Origin of the sequence: Streptomyces tateyamensis, assembly GCF_003205575.1 — a bacterium.
Lineage (GTDB): Bacteria > Actinomycetota > Actinomycetes > Streptomycetales > Streptomycetaceae > Kitasatospora > Kitasatospora tateyamensis.
On sequence record NZ_PYBW01000122.1, the window covers coordinates 11,439 to 24,431 of the forward strand.

17 protein-coding genes are annotated in these 12,993 nt (G+C 73.8%); 6 read left to right on the forward strand and 11 right to left on the reverse strand.

The window, feature by feature from the left end; genetic code table 11:
• Positions 1-74 precede the first annotated feature (74 nt).
• The gene (locus C7C46_RS35350; RefSeq protein WP_181442560.1) at positions 75-833 is read right to left on the reverse strand and encodes a hypothetical protein; all 759 of its coding nucleotides are present in this window, start codon (positions 831-833) and stop codon (positions 75-77) included.
• A 174-nt stretch (positions 834-1,007) separates the two neighbouring features.
• On the opposite strand from C7C46_RS35350, the gene C7C46_RS27550 reads away from it, so the two are divergent.
• Positions 1,008-1,526, forward strand: coding sequence for a methylated-DNA--[protein]-cysteine S-methyltransferase (locus C7C46_RS27550; protein WP_110672638.1), 519 nt, complete (start codon positions 1,008-1,010; stop codon positions 1,524-1,526).
• Between the two features lie 72 nt (positions 1,527-1,598).
• On the opposite strand, the gene C7C46_RS27555 is transcribed toward C7C46_RS27550, so the two are convergent.
• Positions 1,599-2,858 carry a DUF5685 family protein gene (locus C7C46_RS27555; RefSeq protein ID WP_181442561.1) on the reverse strand — a complete coding sequence of 420 codons (1,260 nt, stop codon included), beginning with the start codon at positions 2,856-2,858 and terminating at the stop codon, positions 1,599-1,601.
• Between the two features lie 306 nt (positions 2,859-3,164).
• On the opposite strand from C7C46_RS27555, the gene C7C46_RS27560 reads away from it, so the two are divergent.
• A complete protein-coding gene (locus tag C7C46_RS27560) occupies positions 3,165-3,947 on the forward strand; it encodes a TIGR04222 domain-containing membrane protein (protein WP_181442562.1) in 783 nt (260 codons plus the stop codon).
• 38 nt (positions 3,948-3,985) lie between these two features.
• Here the strand turns inward: C7C46_RS27560 and C7C46_RS27565 are convergent, their stop codons facing one another.
• The gene (locus C7C46_RS27565; protein ID WP_110672660.1) at positions 3,986-4,705 is read right to left on the reverse strand and encodes an SMI1/KNR4 family protein; all 720 of its coding nucleotides are present in this window, start codon (positions 4,703-4,705) and stop codon (positions 3,986-3,988) included.
• Positions 4,706-5,110: 405 nt separating this feature from the next.
• Between C7C46_RS27565 and C7C46_RS27570 the strand changes: the two genes are divergently transcribed.
• On the forward strand, positions 5,111-5,323 hold the full coding sequence (locus C7C46_RS27570; RefSeq protein ID WP_110672661.1) for a hypothetical protein: 213 nt from the start codon (positions 5,111-5,113) through the stop codon (positions 5,321-5,323).
• Between the two features lie 410 nt (positions 5,324-5,733).
• Here the strand turns inward: C7C46_RS27570 and C7C46_RS27575 are convergent, their stop codons facing one another.
• Genes C7C46_RS27575 through C7C46_RS27590 form a run of 4 tightly spaced genes read right to left on the reverse strand, consistent with a single transcriptional unit; the run spans position 5,734 to position 7,833 of the window.
• The gene (locus C7C46_RS27575; protein ID WP_110672662.1) at positions 5,734-6,207 is read right to left on the reverse strand and encodes a GNAT family N-acetyltransferase; all 474 of its coding nucleotides are present in this window, start codon (positions 6,205-6,207) and stop codon (positions 5,734-5,736) included.
• A gap of 26 nt (positions 6,208-6,233) precedes the next feature.
• Positions 6,234-6,653 carry an arsenate reductase ArsC gene (locus tag C7C46_RS27580; protein ID WP_110672641.1) on the reverse strand — a complete coding sequence of 140 codons (420 nt, stop codon included), beginning with the start codon at positions 6,651-6,653 and terminating at the stop codon, positions 6,234-6,236.
• Positions 6,650-7,447, reverse strand: coding sequence for an aquaporin (locus tag C7C46_RS27585; RefSeq protein ID WP_110672642.1), 798 nt, complete (start codon positions 7,445-7,447; stop codon positions 6,650-6,652). Before C7C46_RS27585 ends, C7C46_RS27580 begins: the two co-directional genes overlap by 4 nt.
• On the reverse strand, positions 7,444-7,833 hold the full coding sequence (locus tag C7C46_RS27590; RefSeq protein ID WP_181442563.1) for an ArsR/SmtB family transcription factor: 390 nt from the start codon (positions 7,831-7,833) through the stop codon (positions 7,444-7,446). The genes C7C46_RS27585 and C7C46_RS27590 overlap by 4 nt, the downstream gene beginning before the upstream one ends.
• A gap of 88 nt (positions 7,834-7,921) precedes the next feature.
• Here C7C46_RS27590 and C7C46_RS27595 point away from each other — a divergent pair, with 88 nt between their 5' ends.
• Positions 7,922-8,431, forward strand: a complete 510-nt coding sequence (locus tag C7C46_RS27595; protein WP_110672644.1) for an ArsI/CadI family heavy metal resistance metalloenzyme — start codon at positions 7,922-7,924, stop codon at positions 8,429-8,431.
• A 183-nt stretch (positions 8,432-8,614) separates the two neighbouring features.
• Here C7C46_RS27595 and C7C46_RS27600 read toward each other — a convergent pair whose 3' ends face one another.
• The 4 genes from C7C46_RS27600 to C7C46_RS27615 all read right to left on the reverse strand — a co-directional run bounded on the left by C7C46_RS27600 (position 8,615) and on the right by C7C46_RS27615 (position 11,172).
• Positions 8,615-9,058, reverse strand: coding sequence for a hypothetical protein (locus C7C46_RS27600; RefSeq protein ID WP_110672645.1), 444 nt, complete (start codon positions 9,056-9,058; stop codon positions 8,615-8,617).
• 39 nt (positions 9,059-9,097) lie between these two features.
• Entirely contained in the window at positions 9,098-9,463 is a 366-nt protein-coding gene (locus C7C46_RS27605) for a cupredoxin domain-containing protein (protein WP_110672646.1), read from the reverse strand.
• A 90-nt stretch (positions 9,464-9,553) separates the two neighbouring features.
• Positions 9,554-10,372 (reverse strand): ferritin-like domain-containing protein, encoded by an 819-nt coding sequence (locus C7C46_RS27610; protein WP_245985032.1) that lies wholly within the window; start codon positions 10,370-10,372, stop codon positions 9,554-9,556.
• Positions 10,369-11,172, reverse strand: a complete 804-nt coding sequence (locus C7C46_RS27615) for a ferritin-like domain-containing protein (RefSeq protein ID WP_245985035.1) — start codon at positions 11,170-11,172, stop codon at positions 10,369-10,371. Before C7C46_RS27615 ends, C7C46_RS27610 begins: the two co-directional genes overlap by 4 nt.
• A 390-nt stretch (positions 11,173-11,562) precedes the next feature.
• On the opposite strand from C7C46_RS27615, the gene C7C46_RS27620 reads away from it, so the two are divergent.
• Together C7C46_RS27620 and C7C46_RS27625 are read left to right on the forward strand one after the other, a co-directional pair.
• Positions 11,563-12,147 carry a sigma-70 family RNA polymerase sigma factor gene (locus C7C46_RS27620; RefSeq protein ID WP_110672648.1) on the forward strand — a complete coding sequence of 195 codons (585 nt, stop codon included), beginning with the start codon at positions 11,563-11,565 and terminating at the stop codon, positions 12,145-12,147.
• Positions 12,144-12,890, forward strand: a complete 747-nt coding sequence (locus C7C46_RS27625; protein ID WP_110672649.1) for an anti-sigma factor — start codon at positions 12,144-12,146, stop codon at positions 12,888-12,890. The genes C7C46_RS27620 and C7C46_RS27625 overlap by 4 nt, the downstream gene beginning before the upstream one ends.
• Positions 12,891-12,993 lie beyond the last annotated feature (103 nt).

Below are 12,993 nucleotides of genomic sequence, written 5' to 3' on the forward strand. Positions count from 1 at the left end.
GCCCGCCACAACGGCCACGCCGACCTGCTGCGCGAGCGGCTGGACGGGGTGACGGGGCTGTAAGTAGGCCGGTGTCACTCGCCGCTCGGGAAGCTGTAGCTGCTCGGGACGCTGAGCTGGGCGTTCTCCGCCGCCGTGCCGTACACGAGGGCGATCTCGTCGTGGGCGCCCAGCGTGATCGCGGCGGGGTCGCCGGTGACGGGCTTGCCGTTCAGGTAGGCGGTGAGGGTGTGGGTGGCGTCGGTGCTCGCGTTGCCGATGTGGTCGGCGGAGACCGAGACCTGCCACTCGGTCAGGAACTGGCCCAGCGTGAAGTCCGCCTTGACCGGGGACTCGATGTGGATCACGCCACTGGTGTCGTGGGTGTGCAGCGGGCTGACCCGCTGCGCGCCCTCGTCGATGCCGATCAGGGCCGGCACGGCCACCGGCTTGCCGTCCAGGTAGACGTCCAGGTGCGCGTGGCTGTGCTCGACGGTGCCTTCGGCCCCCAGCATCGGCAGTCCGGCCGCGGCCACGGCGGCGCTCGCGTCGGCAGGCGCGTCCCACGGGGCGGCGGTGGTGCGCCCGTCCGCGGTGGTGCGCGGCTGGCCGGGCATCGCGGCGGCGGCCGAGCTGCTCGGGGCGCCACTGCCGTGCTGGGCGGCGGCCACGGCGGTGACGCCGCCGACCAGGGCGAGCCCGAGCAGGCCGGCCGCCGAGCGCACCAGCAGCGTGCGGCGCCGCTCGGCCCGCCGCTGCGCGTCCCGGGCGGCGGCCGCCTTGGCGCGGCGCGCGCCCGGGGTGAGGTCGGCGTGGGCAGTGGTCGGCTTGCGCTTGCGGGGCTGGTTCGCCATGCGGGGTCCTGGTTCCTGTTCGGTAGTTCGGTAGGGTCGGTCCTCGTTTGTTCGTATTTGAACCTCTTTCGACGGTACCTGGCGGATCGCGAAGTCTGAAATCCGCCAGTCTCTGGGTGCCCGGCCGGGCACAGTAGAGGGGTAGCAGTCCCGTACGGAGAGGGGGCCACCGCCGTGGCCAGCATCGTTCACACCACCATCGCCAGCCCGCTGGGCGCGCTGCTGCTGGTCGGCGAGGAGTCCGCGAGCGCCCCGGGCGGGTTCGCGCTGCGCTCGCTCTCGATGACCGGCCAGAAGAGCGCCGCGAACGTGCAGCCCGGCTGGCGGGAGGACCCGGCGGCCCTCGCGGCCGTGACCGAGCAGCTGCACCGCTACTTCGCCGGGGACCTGAAGGAGTTCGACCTGGAGTTGCGCACCGGCGGGACCGAGTTCCAGCGCCGGGTCTGGCAGGCCGTCGACGTGATCCCGTTCGGTGCGACGACGACGTACGGCGCCCTCGCCGCGCAGATCGGCGCGCCCCGGGCGGCCGTGCGCGCGGTCGGCAGTGCGATCGGGGCCAACCCGCTGCTCATCGTGCGGCCCTGCCACCGGATCGTGGGCGCCACCGGGGCGCTGACGGGCTACGCGGGCGGTCTGGAGCGCAAGGAGTACCTGCTCGCGCACGAGGGGGCCTGGCCCGCCGCGCTCGCCTGAGCGGGGACGGGACGGGACGGGATCGGGCGGGCGCGGGGGCGAGGTGGGCGCGGTGGGCGCGGTGGGTGCGCGTCAGGTGCAGGAGGCGTCGCAGCAGCAGCCGTCGCACCCGTCGCAGCAGCAGCCGTCACAGGCACACCCGTCGCAGCCGCCCGCCCCGCCGCCGCAGCAGTCGGCACTGCAGCAGTTCGCGCCTTCGCCACAGCACCGGCAGGCGCCGCAGCAGTCCCCGCATCCCGAGCAGCCGGAGCAGTCGCAGCCGTTGCAGTTTCGGTCGCACCAGCCGCGCTTGGGCTCGCGGCTCCACGGGTCCTCGTGCTCGGTGCACATCAGCTGGCAGGTGCAGGCCATCAGCGCCCACATCGCGCACCCGGCGAGCGCGCTGCGCGGCGGCTTGCGGTCGGCCGGAGGGTGCGGGAAGTGCTGCCCCGCCCGAGCCTCGCCGGTGCAGCGGTGACCGGGCGCGCGGCGCCGGCCGAAGACCCGGTCCACCGCCTGTTCCGTCTCGTGCGCGAGCAGCGCGTGCACCAGGGCGCGGTCGGCGAGCTCGACCTCCGCCAGCGCGAGCCGGATCCCGTGCACCGCGTCGCGGCAGAGGCGTTCGGCCTCGGCGCGGTCGGTGCCGGTGGCGGTCAGCGGGTTCCAGGCGCCGGCCGCCAGGTCGGCCTGCTCGTCCTCGGCCGCGTCCAGCAGGTGCGCGAGACGGCCGAAGAGCCGGCCCGCCTCGCGCAGTGCGGCGGCGTTCGCCGGCCGGTCGGCCAGCACGGCGGTGTGGGCGAAGGCGGCGGCCGTGGCGGTCTCGGTCGGCTCGGTGACCAGGAGTACCGAATCGCCCGGCAGCGCCGAGCGCTCCAGTTCGTCCTGACGGGCGGCCGCAGCGAGCAGGACGGCGGTGTCGAAGCCGACCGCTGTCGCGGAGCCCGCGCTCTGCCGGTCCCAGCGGCGCGCCACGGCCCGCGCGCCGACGGCCACCGGCCGGCGGGCGAAGACCCCGTCCGCGTCCAGCACGTGGTCGCGCACCTTGACCGAGGCGAGCGCGAGCGAGACGGCCGCGGCCAGCCGGGCACCCTCGCCCTGGGCCACCTCGGCCGAGCGCATCCCGCGCAGCGGGCAGGGCCCGGCCTTGCGGCGCCCGCCGCCGGGCGCCGCCCCGGCGGAGCGCTGGGCCTCCACCAGGACTGAGATGATCAGACCGTCGTAGTTCGTCGCGGTGCGGGCCAACTGCCCGTGGTCGTCGCGCAGCGCCAGACAGAGCCCGCACAGGTGGGCCACCCAGGCGGCCTGCAACTGCTCGGACAGCCGGTGCCGACAAGGCCTGATGATCCCGAACACGCGCCACCCCCCGTACCCGCCGTTCCCGGCGGCCCCATGATCGGGCGTCATCCTACGAGGTGTTGACGGGGCTCCTCGAAGCTGGCCTTGGCACCCAGGTCGTGACGGTCACGGGGTGGGGCGGAAGGATCAAAGGGACGTCCAGTGCGCTGTACGCCGAGCCGCCGACCCCTGCCGTACCCGCACATCCCCTGACCGCGGCCCCGACGGTCCGGGACACTGGTGGCCGCGGGGGCGACCGAGTAGCGTGGCGAGCGGCCGGCGGGCATGACTACAGGGGGACCTGGTCGTCGGATGATCGTGGAAGTGTCCACCGGGGCAGCCTGGTTGCTGCTGCTCGTCGGTGCGGGCCTGCGGCTGTGGCCGGGGCGGCAGCGGGTGCGGGGGCGGTCCTACCGTCCCCTGTCACCGGTCGAGATCGGTGTGTTGCGCGCAGGCGACCGCGGGGCCGCCCAGGTCGCGCTGGTCGAACTGCACCTGCTGGGGGCGGTGTCCGCCGGGTCCGGCACCGTCCGACGCTCCGCCAACGCGCTGCCACGCGGCGCCTCCGCGCCCGCCCGAGCCCAGTTCACCGCGCTCTACGGCAAGGCGCACCCGCGGCAACTGCAGGGCCGGAAGAAGGTGCGGGCGGCGATCCGGGCGGTGACCGGGCCGCTGGAGCGGGAGCAACTGCGGCTGTCCGGCGGGCGGCTGGCCGCGGTGCGGGTGCTGCTGCTGCCGGTCTTCACGGCCGCCCCCGTGGGCGCGATCGGCGGCCACGAGACACCGCTGGCGCTGGCCACGGCGCTAACCGCCGACGCGCTGGCGGCGCTGCTGTGGGTGCTGCCCCGGTCGACCCCGCGCGGCCGCGGCGTGCTGGACGGACTGCGCCGCGAGAACGCCGACACCCGGCACGCCACCGAGCAGCAGCCGGACCGACTGCTGCTCGGCGTCGCCCTGTTCGGCGGGCCCGTGCTGCGCGAGCGACTGCCCGTCTTTGTCCGGGACAGCGGCCTGCTGACCCGCCCGAAGGCCGGACCGGGCCAGCGAAACGAGTTCCAGGGCCAGGACTACGCCACCGAAACGTGGAACCAGGCGCTGTGCAGCTGAGCGCTGCGGACCCGGGAGCAAAAGGACCGGACTGACGCTCAGTGCGCCCAGCGGACAGGGAAGTCGGCCCGGACCCGGTCCAGGTCGGCGTCCGTCCGTCCGCGCGCGTGCATCCAGCACAGATCCGCCACCCCGTCGCGCCGCAACAGCCGGCCAGGCGCCGCGTACCAGCGGACCGGGGACTCCTCCGCGCCCGTCCACATCGGGTGGTCGGGCAGCTCGACCCGGCTGTACCCGGCCAGCCCGGCAGCCTTCGCGGCCGGCAGCTCGCAGGCGTTGTACGCGCCGCGCTCCGCGAACAGGGTCTCGCTCAGCACCAGTTCCACCCAGGCCTGGGAGAGCCGGGGCAGGAACTGCACCCACCCCTGGTCCGAGTCCACCCAGACCGGCGGGTCGTCCGCCTCCCCGTGGCCGAGGGCGACCGCCCACCCCGTGCAGCCCTGGTTCTCGTCCCGGAAGCCCAACAGCCCGCCGTAGACCGCGTCGTACCAGAGGCCGGGCAAAGGGCGTAGCGGGTCGTTCCGGCGGACCAGGTCGTCCCGGCGCCCGAACAGCGCGTACCCCTCGCGCAACGCGGCCGGCAGCGCGAACCCCAGCCGCACCTCCTCGGCGGCCAGCTCCGCCTCGCCGTACCCGTCCCCCACCTGGAGCGGCCGCCCCACCCACTCGGCGGCGAACCACCGAACGAGCTCCCACGCCCGCCGACGCGCCGGTACGCCACCCCGCAGAGCCGCTGCCACGTCAGGACCAGTCACCATTTCCCCGAGGCTAGTGGCGGGGGCCGACACCGCACCCCACGACCGTCGGTCAGCTGGAACGACGACTCGCGGTCGGGCGCGCCTGCGCGCTGACGGCGCGTCGGCTCCACCGCTGGAACTGCACCACCCCGGGCCGCGCCGACCACCGCCCGGCCCTCATCGGGGAACTCCTTGCAGAGGGCGCCGGCCGCGTCGACCGGACTGGAGCTCCCCAGCGCGGACGACCTGCGCCGCGGCGGCAACCAGACCGGCGCTGCGCCACCTGCGGCCCGGACTCGCCGTAGGTCTGGTCCGGGAATCCGACACCCGGCCCGGCCCTCTGCCCTGGCCGCCAGGGCCAGATCGTTACCACCGGTGACAGCGGTCTGGCCTACTCAGCCCGTGAAGGCTGCGACACTGGTGATCATGACTGACCACAGCACTCTCGCGATGCCCTTCTCCGAGCCAGCCACTGACGCGCCCGAGCCGAGCCAGTCCGGCGGGCACCGGCCGCTGCCGGTCGAGCAGGGCGCCGACTTCCGCCAGCCGCCCGGCGAAACGCCGGCCGAGCCCGCCCCGTCCCTGCGCCCGCTCGCGGTGGGCGGCCTGACCTTCTCCGACCCGGACCACCAGATCTGACCAGCCAGGCCCCGCCGACGCGGGCAGGTGATGCTCCGCTGGGGAGGCGCCGAGGCAGTGGGGCAGCTTCCGGGACATGGCCTCGATCGCGTCGAGCTACTCTTCGCTGGCGGGTGGCGTCCAGCGGGTCCCGGTGCTGCCGGGCAGGGTCCCGGCCCACCCAGGCCATCGGCGACGGCCCGGTTGCGCTCCGGGCAGCAGGGGCGCGAGGGCGACGAAGGGCTGCAGGACTGCCCGTGCGCCACTATGTGATCTCGACCCCGGTGGGTTCCTTGGCCTCCGGTGCGTGCTGCTCAGGCAGTGGCGCGGCGTGGATGTCGCGGTACCAGAAGGCAGGTAGGCGGCCAGGCAGTATCCGATCCGCCGCCCTTGGCGTCGGCGGGCAACGAAGGCAGCCGCAGGAGCGCCGGTCAGGCGACGGCGGGGCTGCGGCGCTCCACCAGGACGACGTCGCGCCATCGGCTGTGGTGGCGGCCCAGGCGCTCGCGGGTTCCGACCACGCGGAAGCCGGCCCTGGCGTGGAGGGCGAGGCTGGCGGTGTTCTCCGGGAAGATGCCGGACTGCACGGTCCAGATCCCGGCGGCGTCGGTGGAGTCCAGCAGCGCGGTCAGCAGGGCCAGCCCGACGCCGCGGCCCTGGGCGTCCGGGTGGACGTAGACGGAGTGCTCGACCACTCCGGCATACGCGCACCGGCTCGAGACCGGCACCACCGCGGCCCAGCCCAGCACGTGGTCCGCGCTGTCCAGGGCGACCAGGCGGTGCTCGGTGAGCCGGGAGGCGTCGAACGCCTCCCAGGTCGGGGCGGCGGTCTCGAAGGTGGCGTCGCCTGCGTCGATCCCCAGCTGGTAGATCGCCAGCACCTGCCCGCCGTGCTCGGGGAGCATCCCGGTGACGGTCACCGAGGGGGTGGTCACGCGGGTGCCCCGATGCCGAGCTCGGTGAGCAGGGTGCGGACGCGCTGCTCGATCTGGTCGCGGATCGGGCGCACGGCGGCAACGCCCTGGCCGGCCGGGTCCTCCAGCGTCCAGTCCAGGTAGCGCTTGCCGGGGAAGTAAGGGCAGGCGTCGCCGCAGCCCATGGTGATCACCACGTCGGAGGCCTGGACCGCCTCGACGGTGAGCACCTTGGGCACCTCGGTGGAGATGTCGATGCCGGCCTCCTTCATCGCCTCGACCACGGCCGGGTTCACGGTGTCGGCCGGGGCGGAGCCGGCGGAGCGGACCTCGACCCGCTCGCGGCCGAGGCGGGTGAGGAAGGCGGCGGCCATCTGGGAGCGGCCGGCGTTGTGGACGCAGACGAACAGCACGGACGGGACGGTGGGGGAGCTCACGGCTTCTTCCTTCGGGCAGGCGGGGGCGAAACGGGGGTGGGGTGGTGCTCGCCGTGCGGGACCACGACGTCCTCGGCGGCGGGCGCGGGACGGCCGAACAGCCCGGCGACCAGCGCGACGCCGACGACCAGGCCGACGAGCTGGGCGGCGACGAAGGGCAGCACCGAGGCGGGCGCGATACCGGCGAAGGTGTCGGTGAACGCCCGGCCGACGGTCACCGCCGGATTGGCGAAGGAGGTGCTGGAGGTGAACCAGTAGGCAGCGCCGATGTAGCAGGCGACCGCGACGGGCGCGGAGTGCGCGCGGCCGGCGCGGGCCAGGCCGAAGACCAGCAGGACCAGCCCGGCGGTCGCCACCACCTCGCCCAGCCACAGCTGCGGGGCCCAGCGTGGGTGGGTGGACCAGCGCACCAGCGGTTCGGCGAACATCGCGTTGGCCAGTACGGCTCCGCCGATCGCCCCGAGGATCTGCGCGGGCAGGTAGGCGGCGACCTCCCGCAGGTCCGGGCCGTCGCCGCCGCGGCGGCCGGTCCACCACGCGGCCAGCGTGACGGCCGGGTTGAAGTGGGCGCCGGAGACCGGGCCGAGCAGGGCGATCAGCACGCCCAGGCCGAACACGGTGGCCAGGGAGTTGGCGAGCAGTTGCACGCCGACATCCTGGGAGAGCCTGGTGGCCTGGATGCCGGAGCCGACCACCACGGCGACCAGCGCCCCGGTCCCGACGAACTCGGCCGCCGTCCGGCGGCCGTGGGGGTACCCCCGGCCGGAGGCTGGGGGAGGAGCTGTCTGCGTCATCTCGCACCCGCCGCCGCTGCGGCGGTACCGGCCGGGGCCTGGAGCAGGGCGGACAGCCTGGCCAGGGCGGCGGGCAGGACCCAGTAGTAGACCCAGGTCCCGCGCCGCTCGGAACCGACCAGGCCGGCCTCGCGCAGCACCTTGAGGTGGTGGGAGATGGTCGGCTGGGAGACGTCGAAGGGGCCGGTCAGGTCGCAGACGCAGGCCTCGCCGCCCTCGTGCGAGGCGATCAGCGACAGCAGCCGCAGCCGGACCGGGTCCGCCAGCGCCTTGAACATCTTCGCCAGGTCAACGGCGGCTTCCTCGCCCAGGGGCTCGCGGACCATCGGCGAGCAGCACGCCACGGCGTCGTCCTGTCCGAGGACGACCATCTCTGAATTCGACATGCGTCTATGTTGACAGTCATCTAATCGGGGAGGCAAGCTCGCTGTATCGACAGCTGTCGATCCAAGGCCTCGGATCGGGGAGACCGCCATGTCCCGTGTACAGCTCGCCCTGCGCGTCGCCGACCTCGAAGGCTCCATCGCCTTCTACTCCAAGCTCTTCGGCACCGAGCCCGCCAAGCGCCGGCCCGGCTACGCGAACTTCGCCCTCACCGAGCCGCCGCTCAAGCTCGTCCTCATCGAGGGCGAGGCCGGTGAGGACACCCGGCTCGACCACCTCGGCGTCGAGGTCGAGTCCACCGAGCAGGTCACCGCCGCCGCCACCCGTCTCCAGGACGCGGGTCTGGCCACCTTCGAGGAGGACGACACCTCCTGCTGCTACGCACTTCAGGACAAGGTGTGGGTGACCGGCCCCGGCGAGGAGCCCTGGGAGGTCTACGTGGTCAAGGCCGACGCCGACACCCTCGGCAAGAGCGCCGGCGGGGCCCCGGACGCCTGCTGCGGGACCACCGCCTGCTGCACGCCGGAGGAGCGGAGCCTCGACCCGGGCCGGACCCCGGCCCGGGCGAAGGCCGCCGCGGGCTGCGCTTGCGGCAGCTGAGGTCAACCGACCCGACCCGACCCGACCTGACCTGACCTGACCCGACCTGACCTGACCCGACCCGACCCGGCCAGGCCCGGCCCGGATCGCGGAGCAACCCCGCGATCCGGGCCGATGCCCTTCCGGAGGCTTCATCCTCGACGGCGTCGGGGTTCTCGCGAGAGGTCGCCGATGGTCGTGAAGTCAGCCGTCCTCGGGTGGTGTGGCGCGCGGTCGCCGGACCAGGAGGAGCAGCAGAGCCGCGAGTGCGATGGTCTGGGCCAAGGCGGCGACGGTCTTGTCCGGGGACCAGATGGGTTCGTACATGTCCGGCAGCGGGCCGAGGGCGCCGAGGTCGACGTAGCGGTAGAGGAGGATCGCGGCCAGGCCGGCGGCAGCGACGACGAGGCCGAACACGTCGCCAACTCGTCGGCGCCAGGCGAGGACCAGGACCGCGGCCAGTGCGGCAGCCGCAGCTTCCGCGCGGAAGAGGTCGCCCTCACTGATGGTGGAGGCGACGGTGTCGTACTGTTCGGCGAGACGGGCGTGGAAGGCCGCGTCGACGGCCAGTGCGGTGGCCGCGACCAGGCGCAGGAGTGCGCGGGTGATCGTCCTCGACGGCGGGCGGGTCGGAGCTGTAGCGGGCATGACGGCCTCCGCAGGGTGCGTTCAGGCGGTCCGGGAGGGTCAGCTGACGGTGAGTGAGCCGTGCATGTACTGGTGGATGGTGCAGATGTACGGGTAGGTGCCGGGCTTGGCCGGGGCGGTGAAGGTGGCCGAGGCCCCCGGGGCGATGGTCTTGGTGTCGAAGGACTTGTCGTCGGCGGTGACGGTGTGCGCGGTGGCGTCCTGGTTGGCGACGGTGATGCTCTCGCCGGGGTGCACCGTGAGGGCGCCGGGCTGGAACTGGAAGTCCTTGATGGTGATCCGGTTGCCGGAGACGGCGGAGGCGGAGGAGCCGACCGCAGGTGCGGTGTGGCCCGAGGAGCAGGCGCCGAGCGTGAGGGTGAGCAGAGCGGCTGCCAGGACCGGGCGCAGGCGGACGGCGTTCACAGGAGGTTGTTCCTTCCGGAAGGGGGTGCGTGCCCGGGCGCGGGAGAGTCGTTTCGCGCGCGGGCACGCACCCCCGGCATGGCGGGCCGGTCAGACAGTGAGCAGGGTGGGGCTGGCGGCCTTGTCGACGGGCAGGAAATCGTTGGGGACGGGGTACTGGCCGAGCACGTAGTTGAGGATGGCCGCGTGCATGGCCTCGACGGGGGCGATGGTCGCGGCGGTGGCGATGCCGGCGGGGCTGGTGACGTTGTAGGTGGCGAACAGGTAGGTCTGCGCGGCCTGGTCCTCCAGCATCAGGGCCAGCTTGGCGACGTCGCCGACGCTGGTGGCCTTGCCGAGCGCGGCCACCGTGTCGGCCTGGTTGGACAGCGGCACGTCCATGATCGCGGGCTTGCCGGCGCCGGTCAGCACGGCGTTCCAGGCCTTGGCGTGGTCGGTGTGCTGGGCCATCGCGGTGGTGATGAAGTCCGCGACCGCGGGCGGGACGGTACCGAGCTTGCCGTTCTTCGCGGCGTCCAGCGCCGTCTGGTAGGCGCCGACGGCCTGGTTCTCCAGCGCGGTGGCCAGCGCGACGACCTTCAGGTCGCCCGTGTACACCCCCGACGCCGCACCCGAGGCGGGCATGGACGAGCCGGCGGTGGCGGACGGCGAGCTGCTGGACTTGCTGCTGGAACAGGCCGCCAGCACGACCGCGGCCGCGGCGCCGCCGGCGCCGAGCAGGAAGCGGCGCCGACCGGCATCGCGCGGCCCGCCCGCCCCGCGGGCGCGCAGCTCCTCGGCCAGGTCGGTCGCGCTCGCCCGCATGGCGGGCAGCGTCTCCTGGTGCGCGTCCTGCATCTCCCTTGTCAGCTGGGCCAGTTCGCGCTCGCTGATGGGCAGGTTCCAGCCGCCCTCGGTGGTGGTCGTCACTTGACGGCCCCTTCGCTGGTCGGGGAGGCGTTGTCGGTCTTGTAGAAGGCGTCGGGGAAGCCGACGCTGCCGGCGGCGGCGGGCAGCTTGGCCGGATCGACCGGGATGGTCACCAGGTCGGCGGCGTTGCCCGCGAGCAGCGCCTGCACGGCCAGCAGGGTGGCGCGGTGCTGGGCCTCCACCGGCGCGACCGAGGCGAACAGCTTGCGCAGGTCCGCGGCGGAGACCTGGGAGACGTTCTTGGTGTAGGTCTGGGCCGCCACGTCCTCCAGGGTGATGGCGAGCTTCACCACGTCGGCCGGCGTCTTGATGGTCGGCAGCGCCTGGTCGACGACCGCCTTGTACTTCGGGTCCGGGTCGTTCTGCGCCTTGCCGCCGGCCTGGGTGGCGGCGGCGTTGAACGCCTTGGCGTGCGCCTGGTGCTGCTGGGTGGTCTTGTCGATGAACGCGACCACCGTCTTGTTGCCGTCCTTGATGAACGGCAGCGTGGCGGCGGTCTGGTAGACGCTCACCGCCAGGTTCTCGATCGAGGCGGCGGTCTGCAGCGCCATGATGTCCTCGGCCATGGAGGCGGAGGGCGAGGCGGTGTCGGCGAAGGCGCGCGAGGCGCCCCACAGGGCCGCCAGGCCGCCCGCGCCGGCGACCAGGCCGCCGCGCTGCCACCAGCGCCGCTGCGGTTCGACCGCCTGGCCGAAGTCGATCAGCGCGCCGCGGGTGATCCGCAACGCGTCGCTGTTCAGGTCCTCGGACTGCTCGGTGAGTTCTTCGAGCAGCCGGGTGTCGATGCGCTCTGCAGGCATCATGCTCCCGTCTCAGGCCGGAACCCGCCGTCTCGCGGGCCCTTACGCCATGCCTTCGGCGCAGTCCCGGGGTCGGCTTGCCCGACGGCTCAGAAGCCTTCGATATTCACTCGTGTGAGTGAAGGCGCCTGCCGCCCGGTCCTCGGCCGCGGCGTCGTGAAAGGGGCGGGCACTCCGGAACTGCCCGGGACCGTGTGCACGGTCACCTCCCTGGCGGCAATCTGCCGGGCTTCCGGGTCCGAAGAGGACGTGTCCGGTTGTCTTCGATTCGCGCACGTTCCTGCTCCTCAAGGAGGCTTCCATGTCCGCCGCCCGACCGCCCGGCCGGCGCCGCTGTCCGGTGCCCCACTCAGCCGGGCCCGCGGGCCCACGGACCGCAGGGGCAGCCCAGTGAGCGCAGTGGTGCACCTGGCCGCCCCCAGGCGGCGCGGCCCCGACCTGAAGGAGCTCCTCGCGCAGGTCGCCTTCGGCGACCAGGACGCGTTCGCTCACCTGTACGACGCGCTGGCCGGGCCGGTCTACGGCCTGGTGCTGCGGGTGCTGCGCGATCCGGCGCAGTCGGAGGAGGTGGCGCAGGAGGTGCTGCTGGAGGTGTGGCGCAACGCCGCCCGCTACCAACCCGAACGCGGCGAGGTGACGGCCTGGGTGCTGACGATCGCTCACCGCCGGGCCGTGGACCGGGTGCGCGCCGCCCAGGCCGCCAGCGACCGTGAGCAGCGCGCGGCCGCGCGATCACACACGACGGACTTCGACGAGGTCGTCGAGCAGGTCGAGTCGAGGATCGAACGCGAACAGGTACGACGGTGCCTCAAGACCTTGACCGAACTGCAGCGCGCATCGGTCACGTTGGCGTACTACCGCGGCTTCAGCTACCCGGAAGTGGCGGACATGCTCGGCACCCCGCTGGGCACCATCAAGACACGCATGCGGGACGGCCTGATCCGGCTGCGGGACTGCCTGGGGGTGGCGTCATGACGATCGCGGCCGATCTGCACACTCTGACCGGGGCCTATGCGGCCCACGCTCTGGACGGGCCGGAGAAGCGGGCCTTCGAGCACCACCTACGCGAGTGCGAGGCGTGCTCCGTGGAGGTGCGCGAGTTCCAGGAGACCCTGGCCCGTTTCGGTGCGGCGGAGTCCGTGGCGCCGCCGCCCGCGATGAAGGCGCGGGTGCTGGCGGCGGCGGCAACGGTCCGTCAGCTGCCGCCGGTGACCGTGCCGGCCGGTGCGGAAGCCGGAGTCCGCGGCCGGTGGGCTCGCACGGGCGCGCGGTTGGCGCTGGCCGCCTCCGTCGCCGCGGCCGCGACGCTGGGCGCCGTTGCTGTGCAGCAGCACCAGCAGGCCGAGCAGGCCGGCGTGCGGGCAACCCGGCTGCAGACGCAGCAGGAACGGTTGACCGCACTGCTCAGCGCGCCGGATGCCCGCACCTCGACCGTCCGCTCCGCCACCGCGACCGGCACCGTCGTGTGGGCGCAGAGCCGCGGTGAGGCCGGGTTCCTGGCCGACGGGCTGCCCGCGCTGGCCCACGGCACCACCTACGAGCTGTGGTTCGACGACGCCGGCACCATGCGCCCGGCCGGACTGCTGCCGGCCTCCAGCGGAACGCTGCTGCTCAACGGCCAGATCCACCACGCCGCCGGGGTCGGGGTCACCGTCGAACCCGCGGGCGGCTCCCTGCACCCCAGCGGACAGCCGATCCTCCTGCTGCCCTTCACCTGACGGCCAGGAGCGCAGCACAGGTCTGACATGGCGTCAGCGGCCGCCGCGAAGTCCGGCCCTGGCGCCGGCCGCAGCTCCGCCGGCGCCAGGGCGGACTTCGCGG